Origin of the sequence: Acinetobacter tandoii (assembly GCF_008867985.1) — a bacterium.
GTDB lineage: Bacteria > Pseudomonadota > Gammaproteobacteria > Pseudomonadales > Moraxellaceae > Acinetobacter > Acinetobacter tandoii.
The window spans coordinates 1-20225 of record NZ_VXLD01000016.1; the positions used below are offsets into that span (position 1 = coordinate 1).

Genomic DNA, 20225 nt, shown 5'->3' on the forward strand with positions numbered 1-20225 from the left:
AGCTGAATTTTATGACACTTTATGACGTAAATTGACAATCTAGAAAGGAAATTAGGCAGTATTATTTACACTATAGATGCATGATTTTATGAATGAAATGCGATAAATATTTAACGGCTTTGTTGCACAAAGATTTATAATTTGAAGAGTCTCCAGCTCACTCAAATTTAAGTCACAACTCGGGTATTCCACTTACGACCTTCCAAATCAAATTCATCCCAACGTGCTTGTAGTAACTCACTGACTCGAACACCAGTCAGCATAATTAAAATGATGGCATGATGTGTCTGAGCATCACTTAGGTAAGCTCTGACTTTTCCTAAAAACTCAGGCATCTCTGAAACTGTAACGATACCAAATTTTTTACACGCTTATTTTTCAGCGCATAAACCAAATCACCCGCAGGATTATCGTAGCGATAGCCATGAGCAATGGCATATTTCATAACCATTCCACAACGAGACAGAGTACGCTTAGCCACTTCAAGTGAGCCTCTTCCCTCAATCTTTTTTATGATCTGCAAAATTTCAGGTGCTTGAATCTGATTAATAAGCTTATTTTCTAATGAAAGATACAATTCATCTAAAGAGGCTTGTACATTACTAATGTGTTTTGGCGACCACGTTTCCTTCTGGTTATCAAACCAATCTTCACCTACTTCACGAAATAATGGTTTAAGCTCATCTAATTGTTCAGCTTTAGAATATTTATATTTGAGTTCATAAGCCAACTCACGGGCTTTCTTTAGACTTACTTCAGGGTACTTCCCTAGCGATTCAGATTTACGCTGCCCTTGGACTGAAATTCGAACATTCCAATATTTGTTCCCATTCGGATCAATTCTTAACGAAAGCCCATTGCTATCTGAAAGACGATATTGTTTGTCCCTTGGTTGAGACTTTTTACATTCAGTATCTGTGAGTGCCATAACTTTAACCAGAATATTAAGTGTTAATTTCTGGGTCAAATTGTCCCAATTTTGACCCATAAAAAGCAAAAATAGGGTCAAAAAGCTTTGGACAGAATCGGACAAACAAGGCAATAAAAAAGCCCTTAAACATTGATTTTAAGGGCTTTCTTACATTCAGTTGGATTTCTCTGAATTGAATTTTGGTGGGGTGGCGTCAATTGAACAAAAATAGTAAATACATGTTATTTAATAATTATTTTTTATCTTAAAATCATAGTGTACACCACAGTGTACAAATTATCTGTTGCTAGGCTTATTTCATTCAGTTTGGTTGCTATACAGGGAGTACAACTCGTGTATTCAATACCCTACTGATACCCCGGCGATATAACCGAACCACATTTAAAATGCTCATGGGTAGTATTTGAAATGCTAACCCTCGCACGCCCATGCGTTTCTTTTGATTATATGAATAGGTAGTTCAGGTTTGTTGTGTTTTATCGGGGCAGTCGAAAGGGCTAGAACCTTATAAAACCTTAAATCCAATACTGCATTTAAAATGGGAAATTGTTTTTAACTTTCGCCAGTGACGAAATTTAAAAGCACGTTTTCCTTGATGTACCTTGATGAAATCAAATAACCATCAAATAGCGATATGCCTTGTCACATATAGCTTTGAAGCCATTTTAAGGGGTTTTCTACTGGTGACTTGTCAAGGTAATTTGAATACCCCTGTGAAGCAAAAATTACTTGGATGTACTTGGATGAAATAGGCTCTTTTTCATCTATCTTGCTTTACGTAGCTTTACGAAATTGAATTTCAAATATCGCCGTGTCCCTTGTGGTGCTTGGCATGCATACCAATTTGTATAGGTAGGCTGTAAAGCAAAAATATAAGCCGACCTTGTATCTCTAAAATTGAGGCATTTTGTACGACCTAGTACGACAAAACAGACTTTTCTTACATGACGTAGCATGACAAAACGCACTTTACACAAAAGGTTTAAAACCCGTGTATAGCCTAGCTTTGAATATATTTTAATGATGATTTTATAGGCATCTTGTCAAACAAAATACAGATACCTTGTCGTACAAGATTTAGAGCCTTTTTGCGACACGTAGCGACACAGAACGGTGTATTCACCAATACGAATTAACCATGCTCAATAAGAGTAATTTCGGATTCTAAATCCTGAATCTTGCTGTACGTAGCTGTACGGATTTAAAAGCCATAAAACGCTGTATCCATTGGCAGATAAGGCATACATAAGAATCTAGCAACTGGGCTGTAAAGCTAAATCTTCTTAGATGTACTTAGATGGAATAATTGAAATAGCAAGGAATCTTGTGATACGTAATGATACAAAGGCGGGGCATTTACGTTGACGTACGTTGACCAAACACTACTTATTTAAAAAACTAAGGTTATTGTGCTGTAAGGCTTTGAGTGGGATTTTAACGTGTTTTTGTATAGGTGCTGTCAACGTAAATTAAAGAGAGGCTGTCAAACAAGAAATATTGCCCATTTTGTTTTACGTAGTTTTACAGAATTGCTAAATCCAATTTTGGATTAACCTTGCCATATAAGGCTTTGATGACGGTTTGAGTAATTATGCTGTAAAACAAAACTACACGGTGCATTAACGCACGTCACATACTCGCTCAACGTGCGTTAAAGTGAATTTAGGTTGACGTAGGTTGACAGAATGCCACTTTCACAAAATACCTGTATCTATTGGTGGGTGTGGCTTACAAGGTATTTTTACCCATATTTTTTGATAAAAGTTGTCCACCTAAATTTACTTGGATGTACTTGGACAAAAAGGTTTTTGTCAGAAGTAACGAAAAGGTAGATATGACAATGTTTGAGCTTGGTTTTAATGGTGCGTTATAAGGAGGCTGTCCAAGTAGTTTGGGTAAGCGATAGTTAGTTATTTTTAGTTATAAGCTAGTCATTCCTAACAACATGCTCCAACGGCGTTGCCCAGTCATCACCTACAAAATCCAGTTCATCAGAAAGATCGGCTGTAGCCACTGGAGTATGCCCACCACAAAACGATAGGCATGTTGTCCCAACCTCACTGGTCTTTATACATATCGTGTTATGGTGCTTCTGCTTTAACCTTTCCCAACAATCATCATCTTGGTCTGATTTCAAATCGCATCATCCTCAAAACTATTTTTCATTTAATGCCCTCTATCTTTGTGGGTACTATCCATTTTAGTACATAGTATTTTGGTCTGTCCTTTTTGGTAGATCAATCTTGCCCGCCGTTGGAATGTGACCAAGCAGTCCTTTGCATGCTGCTAATAAATGGTGCCTATCTCTCATCAACATTAGGCTAGGTCTATCAACATTAAGTAAAGCCTTGCTACTTGCTAAAGGAATCAGTTATACAAATATCTCTAAAGAACTAAATGTATCAAGAAGAAGCGTGATCAATTGGTATAAGTAGGTGGTGCAAGTGAGCCTAAATCAGATAACAGCCGTTTTTTTGTTTTTACGTTAGGTCTTACCTCATTAGCATTAGGTAATTTAGATAACTGTATTATTTTCTCTCCACTATTTACCTTTGTTGTTACTCGTATGATTAATCTCTCTGCATTCTGACACCAAATAAATATTCGATTGATTTGGTATTCATCCATGCTTTCATATTTCAGTGTGATTCTAGATGTGTTTTTTTCTAAAATATATTTTAAAAGCTGTAAACCTATTAGCTTTATATCTTCTTCGATCAGCCTTTTATTCATAGTCTTTCTTTGGGAAATTCTTAAATTTTTACTATCTTCAAAGTACATATTGTTTTTACTAGTAGTATTAAAAGTTAAGTAGCCTTTCTTTCTTAAAACAGCTTTTTTTATAGGTTCATAAAATGTAGGTTCCAGGACTGAATTTTGTATTTTTAAATTATTTAGAAGTTCTGGGGCATCTTCTTCTAATTTTTCAAAATATCCCATATTACAAAAAGTTAAATCAGTACCTTTCAAACCATTTGCTATTGCCTCTTTTTCATCTTGATGTGTGTGGGGAACGATATCAATTATTCTTACTTCACTATCTGTAACCTTCGCTATTGCTAAATAATCAGTACGTTTGACGAAACCTTTGTATTTTTTTTTAGTTTGGATTTCGTCAGATAAATGGAAATGAAATAAATCATCCCTATCAAACATAGAGTCTTGAAAATTTGCATTAACAATTTTATCAGATTGATATTTATTTAAATTATTACCCTTTTCTATATCAAATTTTAAGGCTTCAAATCCTTTTTGGATATCATCAGAATCAGGTAGATCCAGGGTCGGAGGGTAACTAAATTTTCTAGGTTGGAGGCTAATTATTTTATCTAAAAAATTATGGTATTGGTAATAACAGTTCTTATCCGAGAAAATAAGATTAGGGAGAATCTGTCTACTTTTTATTAAAGATTTTAAATCTTCTAATTTTAGTCTATAGAACTTATTCAAATCTTCCTCTAGATCATACTCAATAATTAAACTTTGCATCGTTCATCTCATTTTATTTAAAAAGGGCAAGGACATACAAAGAGCACTCTATACAAAAACTAAAGTTGTCGATATCTCCCAAGCCATTCCTACATTTACCCAAAGAATATATTCAATTTATAGATTTCTATGATTTCCTACTGTGACAACTGTGTCATGTGTGACAAACCCCATAAGACACTGATTTATATTATATAAGCATCATAAAAAGCATGTCACAGTAATAAAATGGCATTGTGACAAGTGTGACATGTAATCCCCATCTGTCACACTTGTCACAGTTTAAAAATACTGCTGTGACAAGACTTTCAATCAATATAGTTATTAAAAAACATAAAGTTAAAACTTATGTCACAGTTGTCACATCTGTCACAGTCCATTTAATCATTATCCTAATTACTCAAGGCTACTATGCATAGCTACACTAGAAAAATGCATTAAGCTAGGTCGAGTACCATCGGGTAGATTCGATTTAACACGCCTGGTAAAGCGTCCATCCTCGCAATCAATCCAACCATATTTTTTAAGAAGCTGCTTGACCTTTGTTTCATTCATGCCAACACATATTTCACTTTTAAACATAACAGTGGAAACAAGATACTGTTTACTATCAAGGTCATAGTACCCCACACGATTATTTATACGCTGAGGGACTTCATCACCGGCTGCATCACGGCGCACTAAAAGCGATTCAAAACGGCTGCTACCATGCGCCTCAAAGAATGCTTTGACCTGTGCCAATATTTCACGTTCTTCAAAGTCGCCTTGATACTCAAAGTTATTCAACCATTGATTAAAAACCTTTTGAGCTGCCGTAAATGCTGTACCAGCTTCCCATGCTGTAATGCCTGCTTGTGTTGCCATTTCCCCAGCCGTAGCAATCAAAGCAAAGGCACTTGCTACACGGTTAATATGTCCCTGTGTTTGATTGGCCGTAATCTGTTGCTGATACTGTGCAAATAAGGCTTTAGCTTCATCTATGCGCTGGGTCTTATTACTGGTGAGATATTCCAACCATGCCACACCTGCAACGCCGTAATTCAGTCCTACACGTTCATTAATCAGGTTAGATTGCTTTGCTCCATCTTCTTCAAAGTCGATACCATCAAAAATGCCATGCATTGACTGATCTACATCAATTTCGATTAAGCGAATTTCCTGCCCCAGCTTGGTTTTCTGCCCTTGTTCCTGCATGATTTCTTTTAGACTGCGTTCACCATTAGATAGGAAATTAAGCATCCATTGTTTAATCTCCCTAACGGCTAATTGCTTGCTCATACGTCCTTTACCTAACCCATTGGCAAGCATATAAACAATATTGCCAAGCTCTTTAGGGTTCGCAATTTCTCCTATTTCATCCAATGCTAAAAAGCTGTCATTGTGCATATAGGCTGTATGTTCTAAAGCATTACCAGTTGATTTCCATGTTCTGAAAAATCGTCTTGGTTCACCCCATACCGAACAAGCCAAGTACAACGCCGTACTCTTACCTTTAGATGAGGCACCTTTTAAATGAAAGCCTTTACCTTGCTGGTTAAGTGGTTTAAGCAATTGTCCTGCAAAAGCGGTAGATAGGGAAAAAACCAATTTACTATGTGGCTGCACCAATGCAGAAATATCATTTTTCCACTGCTCTAATGTGCCAGCCTGTTGATAGCGGTTATCTAGCCCATGTGCTGCTTGGTAGACAACTGCATCGGCATCCTGTGCACCTATGTTTTGATGAGGCAAAACATAAAACATCACCATGCCATCCAACGGAATCAACACAAAGTGCATATGTGGCCACCGGATAAGTCATTAAATAACACTGGAATAATTCACGCGCTTTTCGATCGGGAGCAATCGTTACACCTTGATGAGCCAATGCCTTTCGCAAGTCCACGCCATCACCTTGAAATAGCTCCATAGATACAGCCCATCGGTGTTTTATATTGGCGTCATCAGTCCATACTAATAAACGCCCCCAGTCATTAGAGGTCTTATCACGTGTCTTGGCTTTGACTAAAATAGGACTACAAACAAAGCGTTTATGCTCATTACCGTTTTTATCGGTTTCAATGTAGAACACACCGCTTTCAAGTACATGAAAATGACCATCACCATAACGGTACGGATTTGCCAAGTGTCCTTTAGGTAATAGGTCTTTTTGAGGTAATAAACCAATCGCCTCACTGATAAAGGCTTTCACCTCCTCGATGTCATCAGCCCTGCCCAATTCAGTTAAAAATTCGCTCTCACCAATTTTCTGATATTGATTGAGCAAACGCACCACCGTGTTTTGTTCAAGCTTTTGGAAAGCATCGAGTTGGATATATTCAGGTCGTACTGGTAGATAGAGCTGCTGATAACCAGCCTTTGATAATTGATTGATGACAAATTGAATCTGCTCAAAATCAAAAGGCTTAAGCTCGTTTTGCTTGGTATGACATAAGGTCGGTAATACCACCAGTATCACGGCGTGACCTGTTTGGGCTATTTTAAAGAATGCCTCAAGGCTGTAGGTAATGATGGCAGGTTTATCCTGGTGTAACTCACCCAACATAGCAAAGCCTTTGGCCAGTCCATTAGGGATAACTTGAATCTGCTGTTTGTCCTGTAGCACTGCACATTGAACAAGAGCTAATTGCCCATCGTAGATAGGCAGAATTAAAGGATTGTCATAGCTCACGCCGTTGATATCTACATGGCACTGGTCCACATAGATCGGCTGTAAAGAGCTGCCAAAACGCTGAATGACTGGATGATTGATATAAGTATCATCCAGTGGATTAAGTAATGTGCAATTTGCTAAGATGGTGTCGGGTTTGATGGAGGTGGTGTTATTCATTTGGCACCACCTTTTTCACTTTTTTGCCATTCAAAAGCCAAAGGCAATATCTTCTCAATCATTTCTAATTTGGTTTGGATTTCAAAAATCAGGTTTGCAACAATTTCACCATTAATGGTTAATTCCTTACCATTTTCAAAACAGTTGAAAGTAACGATTGAAATGTCTTTAGCACTTCCAACAAGGCAATGAATAACATCTTGAGCATTGAGATGGTTTGCATCTTTATGTGGTGTAAAAAATGCGCTGGTACAGCTTAGAGATGGGAAATAATCGTTATTAATTGGTTTCGATTTTTGATTTGAGTTAGGCATGATTAATGCACTCCTTCATTTGTAGGAGTCTTGCCATTCACGACCAAATGAGGGTGGCAGGACCAGAAAGGGTTGGTCGACTGGTAACGAAGGAAACCAGCACACCCGAAGGTGTCCCTCTCCAGCCCCGCCATAACATGCAGATGCATAGAGATATTACGCACAAAAAAAGTCCTATAAGCGGACTGTACGCCTTCATTGTTATAGCCGACCAAAGCTAATTCATCTGCTTTTTGATGAACGGAACTAGCATAAGCGGAACGTCCACAGCTTGCAACAAGAAAAACAGCAATGGTCCAGATGAAGAGAAGCTTTAGAAGGTTGATAGAGAGCTCTTTCATGCTTTAGCCCCTTATTCCGAAATGTTTAGCTAAAACTTCCATTCCTTTAGGCAGAATAAAAAATTCAATTTGGCTATAGCTTCCTAGCTCACCATTGGCTTTGATTCTTGTACGCTCTTCATACTTAGTCTCACAGTACCCACGTTCTTGGCTATAGTGGGTAGATGCGCGTGCATTGTTAAGTCGTCTATCCCAACCATGTTTACTGAGCCAATCAGCTAACACAGAACGCTTAATATTGAGAAGCTTGCAAGCCTGTTGGAATTTAACGCCGTGATTGGTTTGAGTTATTACCTTTATGGATTTTTCCAAGCCAGTATTTTTATGCTCTAACTCGATAACCTGTTCTGTGTATTCAAGTAATGCCTTGCGTAGTGCGTGAGGATTGTTAATGTCTACATTGTGCTGTTTGGACCGGTATTCCAGTTCTTGCCAACGGTCTACCAAGCGAGCTGTAAATTCTGGGCATAGCTGAGCTACAACGACAATACTATCTCGCTTGCCTTTTTCACCCAAAAAGACATAGACCTTAGGTATTACTCCATTTGCCGATTTAATCCCATCCTCAATTTGAGGATGGGCAATAATATTTGCATCGACAAGGCTCTCAATAGTTCGCTTAACATTATCAGGACGTTTGTGGACCAAATTGGCAATTTCTAAATGATCCATTTTGATACTTGGAAAAGATACAAATTGATTCATGAATTAAGCCTCCATTACCGCAAGGCTTTGCATTTTCTTGTTATGCCATTCAACAAGCTGGGCATAGTCAAAGTAGACTGAGGCTTGCTTACTTTCTCCTGTCTTAATTGGTCTTGGGAACGTAGCATCGGTACGCACGATATGACGCAATGATTCACGGCTTACATCTAATAACTCACACGCCGTTTTGAATTGGACACGAATTGGTTTGATAGTCACTTATGCACCTACATGGCTAAATACTGTTAGGGCATAAAAACAAATATATATTGGGGTCAGGAAGCATCAAAGGGGTGATGGCAATATAAAAAATCTGCCATTACCCCAAAATAAAGTTATGATTTTTATTGTTTTATTTGGGTAATCCCTTTAAGAGAATCTATGGAGTGATTTTCTTATTCCCTCCTGATTTTGCGATGGGGTGACGGCAGATTTGATCTATAGCTTTTCTCAAGGCATCTGATTCAATTTGAGGATGATTATCTGCAATCCATTGTTTTACAAATTCTTGCTTTGGTGGTGGAGAGCCTGCATCTGGATCATACTCCTCCCAGAACTCCCTTATAACTAATTGAACAACCTCCAAAGCTGGTGTAGTGTATGTTGGCTCAGGTAGAAGTAATACTTCTTTATCATTGGCGATACTACTTCCAATTTTTTCTACTGGATCAAGCTCAACAATCGTCTGCACTGGGTGCTCAAAGTAGTCATTCTTTTTTAGCCATTTAAATAATTCATCTCTATGTATTTTCGTACTTGTCAGTATAATTTCACTTGCATTTTCAATGCCTATTTTTGCTTGTTCTTCTACGATATCCCAAGTATTACTATAATCGGATTTTTCAAGATTAATAAAAGGTGATTTAATTTCATGAGTGCAAATAGCCTCTGAAAGCGACCTCATAAGCAATATAGCATGTTGCCAATTTATCGGTCTTTTTGTTCTTAACTCATCCTTGAGCTGGTAATCTGATAGATGGGAGTATTCAAGAGGATCAATACCGACTGTTAAAAGACTCGCCTCAACCAATGAAAATATTTTTACTGTTTTCCAGTGTGTAAGGTCTGGATTACCTTTAAATTTATATAGCTCTTGTAATGTCGCCATTTTAATTCAGCCTCCCACAGCTCCCCAATAAACTGCTAAGCCAATCGGATGGGTGTTCGACTTTCGCCCCGTCAGACTAGACTTAGCAAACTGAATATAAACGATATTTATATATAATTGTGTATGATTGGGTAAGTGGAGTGACAAGGTATGTCGCAATAAAATATACGAATCGCAGTCTATCGCAATTGAATCGTAAAGGCTTTGCGAAGCCCAAAGTCTTATATATCAAGACATACAAAACCAAATCGCAAAAACGCAGCATTTCTAGGGAAATATAAAATATATCCATTAAGCCACTATGCCAGTGCATAAAATACGGCAGTGCTTAATGAAATCCCTGTGATAGCAAGGCTTACAAGGTGATTAAGCCATTAAGCCACGCTTCTGTAGGGAATATATAAAATACAGATTGAATAGCCTGTGATGTCACTTAGTCTTTTTAAATTGAATGATGCTTTGATCTGCTATTTCTTCTAAATAATTGGCATACCACTGCATCATGTTTGCCCTGTCATCTAAATATTGGGCTTTGTTATATACCCCTGCTACGCCGTCCTTAACATGGGCCAAAGCAGATTCAATATGACGCTCATCAAAACCACGGTTGTTTAATAAGGTACTGGCAATATGCCTAAATCCATGTGGTGTCTGTCTGCCCTCATATCCCATACGGCGCAAAGCCATGATAAAAACTGTATCTGACTTAGGCTTACTCTTATCAGATCTACTTGGGAATAAATACTCAGAATTGGTTTCATAGGTTTTTAATTCATTGAGTATGGCAATGGCTTGCTTAGGTAAAGGCACAACATGCTCACGGCGTTTCTTCATGCGTTCCTCAGGGATATTCCATAAACCTTGTTCTAGGTCGAACTCAGTCCATTTAGCGCCCCGTAGCTCAGTAGGACGGCAGAACAACATTGCCAAAAGCTGTAAGCCCATACGGACATCCATAGTCGGGTAATTATTAATAGCTCGAATTAAGGTTGGTAACTCAGCCTCACTCACATGGGCCATATTCTCTTTTTTGCCCTGCTGTAGATACTTCTGAATGCCCTCTAATGGGTTGTAATCAATTCGCCCTGTTACCTTTGCATAATCATAAATATCACGGCACATGGCCCGAACTCGGCTTACCTGTTCATAGATACCCTGCCTCTGCTGAATACCTTTTAAATGATTCATCCACTCGATAGGTTTTATGCTGGTGTACAAGCGTTTACCAAAAACAGGAAATACATGCTTTTCTAATGCTCCCTTATTTCTGGTCATGGTGTCAGGAACCCATGTATTTACTTTGGTTTCTAACCACTCACGTGCCAGTACCTCAAAGGTAGCATTATTGTGGTCCAGCTCTTGGCGTTTGCGTTCCTGCTTGGTAATGATTGGATTATCGCCGTGGGATATATCTAGAATTATCTCGGATGCTTTCTTTCTCGCACCTTTACCAGACAATTCAGGATAAGTGCCGATACCAAGCCACGACCACTTGCCATCCGCCTTTTTATACCTGAATAGCCATGCTTTCTTACCATCAGGCTTTACACGGAAATATAAGCCATCGCCGTCTAACTCCCGATATTCTTTTAATTCAGGCTCAAGGTTAGCGAGTACGGTATCTGACAAAGGACGGCGTTTGATATCTGTTCTTTTCATGAGCTTGTACACCAGCGAGTTCAATAAATATTGCAATGTACATGACAGTGTACACGGCGTATGTACACTACAGCTAGTTATGTTTGGGTATATTCAGGCAAGAAAAAAGGCTTGATCCCTTTAGAATCAAGCCTTTCATCTACTATTTAAAACATATTTGGGTATGTTTTGTTAGGAATTTGGTGGAGGTGGCGGGAGTTGAACCCGCGTCCGCCAGCACTACACTCGAGAATACTACATGCTTAGATATCGTCTACTGTTTTAACTCTTTGTGACCCGACGAACAGGGTACAAATCGCGATCCTTTTAATTTAGTACGAAACCCCAAGGCTTGATTTCATACGGACTTGTGTGCGTGCGCTTCAGTCGGACTCTCTAACCACAAGTATTCGGAGAGGCGGACAAGCTGCCCTTAGGCAGCTAGAGCGTATGATTCGTCGTTTGCGACTATTAAAATGCAAATTTTATTTACGAGAGAAAATGCGCTCTCGGCATGCATCTATGAGTTTCATCACCAGCGTCGAAGCCAGAAACACCCCCAAAGTACACCACAATCATAACATAAATATCGAAAATTACGAGGTAATTTCACAGTATTTACAGGAGTGACTGCGTTCTATTACATTATTGCGGTAATCTTTCATATTTCAAGAGTTAAAAAATAAAAACATGAGCTATTTACTTGCACTTGATCAAGGAACAACCTCAAGTAGGGCCATTATTTTTGATGAACAGGGAAAAATCTACGCAACAGCTCAACATGAAACTCAAATTCGTACTCCTCATTCAGGTTGGGTCGAACAAGATGCCCAAGAAATTTGGAGTACCCAAATTGCCGTCGTGCAACAAGCCATTGCCTCTGCAAATCTCTTAGCAAAAGATATTAAAGCCATTGGGGTAACCAACCAACGTGAAACAACGGTTGTGTGGGACAAACGCAGTGGTATTCCACTTGCGCCTGCCATTGTTTGGCAAGACCGTCGTGCAACAGAATGGTGTGATCAACTCACTAAACGCAACTTATTAGCTACTATTCACAAAAAAACAGGTTTAAGGATTGATCCGTATTTTAGTGCAGGCAAACTGGTTTGGTTACTTGAAAATGTCCAAGGTTTAAGAACTCTGGCAAATCAAGGACATGTTGCTTTTGGCACGATTGATAGTTGGCTGGTTTGGAATCTGACACGTGGCGCTGAACATGTCATTGAAGCCAGTAATGCCTCGCGTACCATGCTCATGAATTTAGCAAGCCAACAATGGGATGAAGAATTATTAGAATTATTCAACATCCCCGCTTCTGTGCTTCCAATCATCATTTCGTCAGATCGGTACATTGCCAATACCGCCTCAGGATTATTGGGTGCAGAAATTCCAATTGCAGGAATTCTGGGCGATCAACAATCTGCTCTATTCGGACAATCTTGTTTTGAGGCAGGCACCGCGAAGAATACCTATGGTACAGGTTGCTTCATGCTGTTTAATACAGGTAACCAAATTCAATATAGCCAAAATCAATTGCTCACCACACTGGCTTGGCAATGTCACCAACAAAATACCTTTGCACTGGAAGGTAGTGTATTTATGGCCGGTGCGATTGTGCAATGGCTCAGAGATGGACTCGGGATTATTCAGCACAGTTCAGAAGTTGAAAAGCTGGCCTGCCAAGTACAAGATTCTGACGGCGTGGTTTTGGTTCCTGCATTTACAGGCTTAGGTGCACCTCATTGGGACAGTAATGCGCGTGCATTACTCTGTGGCATGTCACGAGGAACCTCAAAGGCACATATTGCCCGAGCTGCATTAGAGTCAATTGCCTTTCAGGTTTCAGATGTTCTGAGTGCAATGCAAGCAGATATTAGCCAACCACTCAAAGAGTTAAGGGTTGATGGTGGTGCCAGTCAAAATGACATGTTGATGCAATTTCAAGCCGACATGCTGAATGTACCAGTACTGCGCCCCAAAATGCTGGAATCTACCGCATGGGGGGCGGCTGCAATGGCAGGATTGAAGATGGGGATTTTTTCTAATGTTTCTGAGGTTGCTGCATCTTGGCAATTAGATCGAATGTTCGAGCCTAAAATGTCGGAAGATCAACGTCAGAAACATCTGCACCAATGGCGTACGGCTTTAAAACGCGCTAAATCTGAAATTTAGAGATATGAGCACCGCGAATATTCTATTGCGGTGCTCGGGCTAAACCTTAATGGCTCGGTCCTGTGACTTTAGTTTTCGGTTTTGGAGCAAGCCAAATCAATAAACTTGCCACAATAAACACCAAGGTTAAGATAAAGAAAACATGATCGACCGACATGGTCATGGCTTCTTTATCGACCAAGTTGGAAATCACACCCAAAGCCGTTTCATTAGTCATACCATTTTGCACTAAAGTATTTTGGACTTCACTGGTGTGCAAATTTGCGACCATTTCAGTACGTGCTACTTTGGCATGGTCATCCCAAATGGTCACGGCAATGGAAGCTCCTATAGCCCCTGCCATAGTTCTTAAGAAATTCATTAAGCCTGCCGCCGAGGCCATTTCAGAGGTCATCACGGAACCAAGTGCAATATTGGACAAGGGGATGAAAAAGAATGGTACAGCAAAACCCTGCAAGATCTGTGGCATTGCCAAAGTCATAAAGTCAGCATCGGTTACCCAAAAGGCACGCATCAAAGTTACAATCCCCATCAGCAGCAAGCCAAAACTGGCCAAAGCACGAGGATCATGCTTGTTTGCCAGTTTTGCCACAATTGGTGACATGGTCAAACTACCAAAGCCCATGGTGGCAGTCAGATAACCCGCCCATGTCGCAGTGTAGCCCAAGTTGACCTGAACCCACTGCGGAATTAAAACAATACTGGCAAAAAAGCCACCAAATGCAAAAGCTAGAGATAACACTGAGATGCTAAAGCCGCGATAACGGAAAATTGCAATATTCACAATCGGGTGCTGCTCAGTCAGTTCCCAAATGATAAATGCAATTAAACCAATGACCGTGATGACCGCAAGGAAGCAAATAAAGGTACTGTTAAACCAGTCATTTTCATGCCCCAAATCGAGCATGAGCTGTAAAGCTCCAATCCAGAGCACCAATAAACCTAAACCTATCGCATCAATTGGTAAGCGAAATTTATCTGTTTCTGCAGGCTTTAATAAACGTATTGCCGCTAAGGCACAAATAATGCCGACAGGAATATTGATAAAGAAAATCCAGTGCCACGACCAATTATCACTAATTGAACCGCCCAGAATTGGACCTAAAATGGGACCAACAACCGTGGTCATGGCCCACATGCCCATCGCTTGCGATTGTTTTTCAGGTGGGAAAATACGCATGAGCAAGGTTTGACTGAGCGGCATAATCGGACCACCAAACAAACCCTGTCCTATACGACAAAACACCAACATTTCTAAACTGGTGGATAATCCACACAAAACCGAAAAAGTGGTGAAGCCAATTAGGCTAATCACAAATAATCGTACTGTTCCAAAACGCCCTGCCAACCAACCTGTCAAAGGCACACAGATTGCTTCAGCAACTGCATAAGAGGTAATTACCCAAGTACCCTGCGAGCTTGAAACGGCCAAACTCCCAGTAATATGCGGAACTGAGACATTGGCGATGGTCATGTCGAGCACCACCATAAAGTTCGCCAATGCCAGTACAAAGGCAGCGAGCATTAAGCGGCTACCTTGTAAATCTCCAAAAGGACGATACTGGTTCATGAGCGATTACTTCGAACGTAAATCGATTTTGGCTTCCATTGAAAGTCCAACACGTAGCGGATGTTTCGCCAACTCTTGTGGATCAAGGGTAATTCGAACAGGTAATCGCTGTACCACTTTAATCCAGTTACCCGTCGCATTTTGCGCAGGAATGAGGGCAAAAGCAGCACCCGTTCCTCCAGAGAATCCCTGAACCGTACCGTGAAACTCAACAGTATCCCCATACAGGTCAGAAACTAAACTGACTTTTTGCCCTGCACGAACTTTTTCTAACTGGCTTTCTTTGAAGTTTGCATCGACATAGAGTTGTGACACTGGTACGACCATCATCATCACAGTGCCAGGTGCAACACGTTGACCTACTTGAATATTTCGGCGTGTCACTACCCCATCAAGCGGTGCTTTAATCTGGGTACGCTCTAAATCCAGAAGCGCTTGTTTTAATTTGGTTTCAGCAATCAATACATCAGGCGTTGAGTTCTCATTACTGTCCTGAATCAAGGCATCGTTCGCAGCCAAAGTACTTTGTGCCGCTTTTTGATTTGATTTTGCTTGGGCCAAAGATGCTTGCGAAACCGCTAAACCTGCTTTGGCATTTTCCACTGCAATTTGCGCCGTACTTAATTCTTCTTTTGAAATAGCACCTGAAGCACTGAGTTGTTGACGACGCAATAATTCTTTTTCCGCCTTGCCTAAATCCACTTGTGCCTTTTGCACCTGTGCCTCAGCGCTGTGAATACCATCATCACTCACAAAGACTTGTGAATTCAATGCACTACTGTTGGCACGCGTTTGCTTGTATTGACGCTTGGCTTTGGTGAGTTCTGCCTGTGCTGCGGCAACTGCAATTTTGGCATCGCGATCATCAATTTGAACCAGCACATCACCTTGTTTAACCGTTTGTGTATCTTTAACCAAAACTTGTTGTACTTGACCATTCACCATTGAGGTAATTGAAGCCGTTTCTGCACCAACATAGGCATTGTCTGTACTGACAAAATGGTTTAAAAATAATGCCCAAACTGCATAAACCACGGCAATAATCGCCAGTATTGCTCCAAATATCGCAAAGGACTTTTTACGTTTAGCTTGCATATTTGCGGCATTCGATTGTGGTGGAGTAGTTGAAGCTTCTGTCATCATTTCTTCCTTCAGCCAGACAGACTTGGTCACCACAAAATCCACAACTCAAACAGTTTTTTACTTATTTTTAAAAACCGAAGATTCGTGTCGATGAGAAAGTCATTTCTTTAATATAAATTTGGCTAGGAATTTTAAATAAAAAACTCATCATTTGAGAAATGATTTTTTAGACTGATCGGTTTATTAATTGATTCAAGCTGCCCTTATCTTGACAGCTTAAAACTTATTTTGAGAGAAAATTTCAAATAAAATAATTTACTTTTCAACTACTTTAGAACGCATAAGATGCAATCGCAGTCGCAATTGGTTTATCTTCATCATTTACCAAAGTCATACGCATGGTGCAACCTTTACGTCCTAAGCGTAAGGTTTCTGCATGGGCAACAAAGAATTTGCCACGTCCAGGAGCTAAATAATCGACTCGCATGTCCACCGTTGCCAGTCGCGTCACTTTCTTAATAGTGTCAGGCAATTGTTCAGGCTCAGTGCGTTTATACAGCTCGCCCATTGCCACGATTCCACCTACACTGTCTAGAATTGTTGCGGCAACGCCACCATGTAGAATTTGAAAAGCAACATTTCCAATCATGTAGGGCTGCATTTCAATATAGCCTTCAATCTGCTGATCAACCACACGCATCGTCATGCCATTATGGGAGAAAAATGGCGAACTATTAAAGGCATGACATAATTGTTGCAATACCACATCAATATCGACTTTCGAACCCAAGTGGATTCCTCCCGTCCATTTCTTTTCCATATCGCTCATAAATTACTCAAACACCTAAAATTTTGAAAAAACGACCGCATTTTGCCCCTAAAGCTGTGTGATGGGTCTACAATACTGCCTAGTTTAATACTGATCAGTGAGATTGTTATGACTTATACGTTCAATCGTCCAGCATTTCCTGCCACCCGTATGCGTCGTATTCGAAAGAATGACCAATTACGTGCCATGGTTCGGGAAACTCAACTCACGACTGATCACTTGATTTATCCTGTATTTGTACTGCCAGGTCAAAACCAAACCCAAGATATTCCAAGTATGCCGAAGATTCAGCGCCTTTCTGCTGATCTATTATTAAAAAAAGCGGAAACGTTATTAGAACTTGGTGTGTCTAAATTGGCACTGTTCCCTGTTACGCCACAAGAAGATAAAAGTTTAACTGCTGAAGCAGCATGGCGCGACGATGGTTTAGTGCAAAATACCGTTCGCTTACTTAAAAAAGAACTGCCTGAAATGGTGCTCATTACCGATGGTGCGCTGGATCCTTATACCATCCACGGTCAAGATGGCATTATTGATGACACTGGTTTTGTGCTCAATGATGAAACCGTTGAATGCCTGATTAAACAAGCTTTGAGTCATGCAGAAGCAGGCGCAGATGTGGTTGCACCGAGTGACATGATGGATGGTCGTATTGGTGCAATTCGCCATGCCTTAGAGGCCAATGGACATATCTATACCAATATCATGGCATATTCGGCGAAATATGCATCGAGCTTCTATGGTCCATTCCGTGATGCGGTTGGGTCTGCAAGTAACCTAAAAGGTGGCAATAAATACAATTACCAAATGGATGTTGGTAACCGTGCTGAAGCCTTACATGAAATTGCACTGGATATTCAGGAAGGTGCAGACATGGTGATTGTTAAACCAGGAATGCCGTACCTAGACATCGTGCGTGAAGTCAAAGATACCTTTGGTATTCCAACTTTTGTTTATCAAGTCAGTGGTGAATACGCGATGTTAGCGGGTGCCATTCAAAATGGCTGGTTATCCGATCAAGTCATTATTGAATCCTTGATGAGCTGTCGTCGTGCGGGTGCAGATGGGATTTGGACCTACTTCGCGGAAGAAGCAGCGCTTAAACTTAAAGCCATGAACTAATTCATCTCAAATTTTTATGAATATCGTCATTATTGGTGCTGGCATTAGTGGTCTACTATCAGCTTTAGAATTGGCCGAACAAGGTTGTCAGGTCAATATTTATAACCAAACCTATGCAGGGCAAGCCTCATGGGCGGGTGGCGGTATTCTTTCTCCAATGTACCCTTGGCGCTATCCACGTGCTGTCAACCTCTTGGCACAACATGGTAAAGCCCTGTACCAAACATGGAATGAAAAATTGCAGCCCGTCACAGGCATAGATTTCGAAATTCATGAAACAGGGATGTTAATTTTGGACGAAACCGATTTTGAAGTTGGTTTAAATTATAAAACTCAATTCCAAGACCCCATGCAGCACTGCGAATACTTGCAGCGGGAACAACTAGATCAGGTCAATCCGCATCTTTCCGAGCAGTTTCAACATGCGATTTACTTTCCAGAAATCGCCAACGTACGCAATCCTCGACTATTACAATCCCTGCGAAATTATTTAGAACAGCATCCGAAGGTTCAATTTTTCGATCAAATGCCTATTCAGAAATTTCATATTCAGCAGGACAAAATTGAATATGTAGAAACTGAAACTGGACAGAAAGTTTATGCCGATCAATTCGTGCTAACAACAGGTGCTTGGTCTGGTTTATGGTCAGCACAACTGGGCTTGGAACTACCCATTCGCCCAGTACAAGGGCAAATGGCACTCATTAAAACCCCTGCCCACTGGTTACCAACCATGTGTATGAATCGGGTGATGTATCTCATTCCACGGATGGATGGTCATATTGTCTGTGGTTCTAGCATGCAAGAGTGTGGGTTTAATGCTAAAACCACCAAGCAGACTCAACAGAATATTTTAGAAGCTGCTTATGAAATGGTGCCTGAGTTAACCCAATTCCCTGTAGTGCAAAATTGGGCTGGCTTACGTCCTAGTTCACCCGAAGGTATTCCTTATATTGGCCAACTACCTCATCTGCATAATGTCTGGGTCAATCTGGGACATTTTAGAAACGGTTTATGTATGGGACCTGCATCGGCACAACTGCTACGTCAGCTTATCTTGAAGCAACCTACATCTGTAGATTCGACTATTTACAGTCCAGAACAATTGCTTAAACCAGAAATAATGACCAGTTAAAAACACTGCTCCACATCAAAGCAAATCATTTAATGCTTCTTTTAAAGTCGGAAACTTGAACTCAAACCCTGCTTGCTGAAGGGCTTTAGATTGCACGAATTGACCATTTAAAATCAATTGTGATTGCTCCCCCAATAGGCTTTTAAAAACCCAAGCTGGCATACTTAACAACGGATGTCGTTTTAAACTAAGTGCTGCAATATTCACAAATTGACTCTGTGTGACTTTTTCTGGTGCAACCACATTAAAGACTTTCTGTTCAGTCTCATGGGTCAGAATAAACTCCATCGCACGTAGTACATCCTGAATGTGTACCCAGACCACAGGCTGCCGCCCATGCCCTATACGTCCGACCAAATTCCATTTAATTGGAAACAACATCTGCGGCAATATGCCGCCACCACGCCCAAAAACCACACCAAGCCGCATAATTTTAGTGTACTGCGTCGTATCTGCACGAGCTGCCTGTTCCCACTGTTGGCAAAGTTGCGACATAAAAATGTCTTGAGCAGGTGATTCTTCTGTACAAACTTGCTGCCATTGCTCCGAAGCATCAATACCGTAGTATCCCACCGCAGAACCCGACAAAATACATTTCGGGAAAATTTGTCTGCGTTGTAAAAATTGATAGAGGGCTTGAGTTGTTTTGACCCGACTTTGAATCAGTTTTTGTTTGCGCTGTGCAGTCCATCGACCCTGCGCAATACTTTCACCCGCCAGATTAATCACATAATCAATAGAGTGCAGTTGTAGTTCATCAAAATGCTGAATCCAGCTTAAATCAGGATGGGTTCTGGGTTGTGGTTTCCGAGAAACACCAATCACCTGATAATCTCGCTCCAGTAAATAAGGCAACAAATGGGAACCAATAAACCCTGAAGCTCCCGTAATCAACACCACAGGTTTGTACATAAAACAATCTCTTGGCTAGATGTTTTATCTATAAATGAGATAG

At 40.4% G+C, this 20225-nt stretch carries 15 protein-coding genes, 1 other RNA gene and 2 pseudogenes; 4 read left to right on the forward strand and 14 right to left on the reverse strand.

Annotated features, from left to right (window positions below):
• Window positions 1-185: 185 nt before the first annotated feature.
• A pseudogene (locus F4W09_RS15415) lies at window positions 186-928 on the reverse strand (tyrosine-type recombinase/integrase); the annotation flags it as partial.
• Between the two features lie 2351 nt (window positions 929-3279).
• Between F4W09_RS15415 and F4W09_RS17475 the strand changes: the two are divergent.
• Window positions 3280-3366, forward strand: a complete 87-nt coding sequence (locus tag F4W09_RS17475; protein ID WP_418655099.1) for a helix-turn-helix domain-containing protein — start codon at window positions 3280-3282, stop codon at window positions 3364-3366.
• Here F4W09_RS17475 and F4W09_RS15425 read toward each other — a convergent pair.
• The 9 genes and pseudogenes from F4W09_RS15425 to ssrA all read right to left on the reverse strand — a co-directional run bounded on the left by F4W09_RS15425 (window position 3350) and on the right by ssrA (window position 11917).
• Entirely contained in the window at window positions 3350-4420 is a 1071-nt protein-coding gene (locus tag F4W09_RS15425; protein WP_151505306.1) for a hypothetical protein, read from the reverse strand. The genes F4W09_RS17475 and F4W09_RS15425 overlap by 17 nt on opposite strands.
• 396 nt (window positions 4421-4816) lie before the next feature.
• Window positions 4817-7250: pseudogene (locus F4W09_RS17505) on the reverse strand (DUF927 domain-containing protein).
• Window positions 7247-7564 (reverse strand): hypothetical protein, encoded by a 318-nt coding sequence (locus F4W09_RS15435; RefSeq protein ID WP_151505307.1) that lies wholly within the window; start codon window positions 7562-7564, stop codon window positions 7247-7249. Before F4W09_RS15435 ends, F4W09_RS17505 begins: the two are co-directional and overlap by 4 nt.
• A 2-nt stretch (window positions 7565-7566) precedes the next feature.
• Window positions 7567-7905, reverse strand: a complete 339-nt coding sequence (locus tag F4W09_RS15440) for a hypothetical protein (protein ID WP_151505308.1) — start codon at window positions 7903-7905, stop codon at window positions 7567-7569.
• A gap of 3 nt (window positions 7906-7908) precedes the next feature.
• A complete protein-coding gene (locus F4W09_RS15445; RefSeq protein ID WP_151505309.1) occupies window positions 7909-8610 on the reverse strand; it encodes a phage antirepressor KilAC domain-containing protein in 702 nt (233 codons plus the stop codon).
• A gap of 3 nt (window positions 8611-8613) precedes the next feature.
• A complete protein-coding gene (locus F4W09_RS15450; RefSeq protein ID WP_151505310.1) occupies window positions 8614-8829 on the reverse strand; it encodes a transcriptional regulator in 216 nt (71 codons plus the stop codon).
• Window positions 8830-8989: 160 nt separating this feature from the next.
• The gene (locus F4W09_RS15455; RefSeq protein ID WP_151505311.1) at window positions 8990-9718 is read right to left on the reverse strand and encodes a hypothetical protein; all 729 of its coding nucleotides are present in this window, start codon (window positions 9716-9718) and stop codon (window positions 8990-8992) included.
• 429 nt (window positions 9719-10147) lie between these two features.
• Window positions 10148-11377, reverse strand: a complete 1230-nt coding sequence (locus F4W09_RS15460) for a tyrosine-type recombinase/integrase (RefSeq protein ID WP_151505312.1) — start codon at window positions 11375-11377, stop codon at window positions 10148-10150.
• Window positions 11378-11557: 180 nt separating this feature from the next.
• Window positions 11558-11917, reverse strand: a transfer-messenger RNA (tmRNA) gene (ssrA, locus tag F4W09_RS15465).
• Between the two features lie 129 nt (window positions 11918-12046).
• Here ssrA and glpK point away from each other — a divergent pair.
• The gene (gene glpK, locus F4W09_RS15470) at window positions 12047-13531 is read left to right on the forward strand and encodes a glycerol kinase GlpK (RefSeq protein ID WP_151505313.1); all 1485 of its coding nucleotides are present in this window, start codon (window positions 12047-12049) and stop codon (window positions 13529-13531) included.
• A gap of 46 nt (window positions 13532-13577) precedes the next feature.
• On the opposite strand, the gene F4W09_RS15475 is transcribed toward glpK, so the two are convergent.
• The 3 genes from F4W09_RS15475 to F4W09_RS15485 all read right to left on the reverse strand — a co-directional run bounded on the left by F4W09_RS15475 (window position 13578) and on the right by F4W09_RS15485 (window position 17013).
• Window positions 13578-15101 (reverse strand): DHA2 family efflux MFS transporter permease subunit, encoded by a 1524-nt coding sequence (locus F4W09_RS15475; RefSeq protein ID WP_151505314.1) that lies wholly within the window; start codon window positions 15099-15101, stop codon window positions 13578-13580.
• A gap of 6 nt (window positions 15102-15107) precedes the next feature.
• The gene (locus F4W09_RS15480; protein WP_151505331.1) at window positions 15108-16241 is read right to left on the reverse strand and encodes an HlyD family secretion protein; all 1134 of its coding nucleotides are present in this window, start codon (window positions 16239-16241) and stop codon (window positions 15108-15110) included.
• A gap of 274 nt (window positions 16242-16515) precedes the next feature.
• Window positions 16516-17013 (reverse strand): thioesterase family protein, encoded by a 498-nt coding sequence (locus F4W09_RS15485; protein WP_151505315.1) that lies wholly within the window; start codon window positions 17011-17013, stop codon window positions 16516-16518.
• Between the two features lie 108 nt (window positions 17014-17121).
• On the opposite strand from F4W09_RS15485, the gene hemB reads away from it, so the two are divergent.
• Together hemB and thiO are read left to right on the forward strand one after the other, a co-directional pair.
• On the forward strand, window positions 17122-18135 hold the full coding sequence (gene hemB / locus F4W09_RS15490; RefSeq protein ID WP_151505316.1) for a porphobilinogen synthase: 1014 nt from the start codon (window positions 17122-17124) through the stop codon (window positions 18133-18135).
• 16 nt (window positions 18136-18151) lie between these two features.
• Entirely contained in the window at window positions 18152-19270 is a 1119-nt protein-coding gene (gene thiO / locus F4W09_RS15495) for a glycine oxidase ThiO (RefSeq protein WP_151505317.1), read from the forward strand.
• 15 nt (window positions 19271-19285) lie between these two features.
• On the opposite strand, the gene F4W09_RS15500 is transcribed toward thiO, so the two are convergent.
• Window positions 19286-20182, reverse strand: a complete 897-nt coding sequence (locus F4W09_RS15500; protein ID WP_151505318.1) for a TIGR01777 family oxidoreductase — start codon at window positions 20180-20182, stop codon at window positions 19286-19288.
• Window positions 20183-20225: the final 43 nt, after the last annotated feature.

Bases quoted from the DNA above. Each gene is read 5' to 3' on its own strand.
- F4W09_RS15435 (WP_151505307.1), bottom strand. From the start codon at position 7,564: ATGCCTAACTCAAATCAAAAATCGAAACCAATTAATAACGATTATTTC.
- thiO (WP_151505317.1), top strand. From the start codon at position 18,152: ATGAATATCGTCATTATTGGTGCTGGCATTAGTGGTCTACTATCAGCT.
- F4W09_RS15445 (WP_151505309.1), bottom strand. From the start codon at position 8,610: ATGAATCAATTTGTATCTTTTCCAAGTATCAAAATGGATCATTTAGAA.
- F4W09_RS15440 (WP_151505308.1), bottom strand. From the start codon at position 7,905: ATGAAAGAGCTCTCTATCAACCTTCTAAAGCTTCTCTTCATCTGGACC.
- F4W09_RS15480 (WP_151505331.1), bottom strand. From the start codon at position 16,241: ATGACAGAAGCTTCAACTACTCCACCACAATCGAATGCCGCAAATATG.
- F4W09_RS15475 (WP_151505314.1), bottom strand. From the start codon at position 15,101: ATGAACCAGTATCGTCCTTTTGGAGATTTACAAGGTAGCCGCTTAATG.
- F4W09_RS15425 (WP_151505306.1), bottom strand. From the start codon at position 4,420: ATGCAAAGTTTAATTATTGAGTATGATCTAGAGGAAGATTTGAATAAG.
- F4W09_RS15455 (WP_151505311.1), bottom strand. From the start codon at position 9,718: ATGGCGACATTACAAGAGCTATATAAATTTAAAGGTAATCCAGACCTT.
- glpK (WP_151505313.1), top strand. From the start codon at position 12,047: ATGAGCTATTTACTTGCACTTGATCAAGGAACAACCTCAAGTAGGGCC.
- F4W09_RS15485 (WP_151505315.1), bottom strand. From the start codon at position 17,013: ATGAGCGATATGGAAAAGAAATGGACGGGAGGAATCCACTTGGGTTCG.
- hemB (WP_151505316.1), top strand. From the start codon at position 17,122: ATGACTTATACGTTCAATCGTCCAGCATTTCCTGCCACCCGTATGCGT.
- F4W09_RS15500 (WP_151505318.1), bottom strand. From the start codon at position 20,182: ATGTACAAACCTGTGGTGTTGATTACGGGAGCTTCAGGGTTTATTGGT.
- F4W09_RS15460 (WP_151505312.1), bottom strand. From the start codon at position 11,377: ATGAAAAGAACAGATATCAAACGCCGTCCTTTGTCAGATACCGTACTC.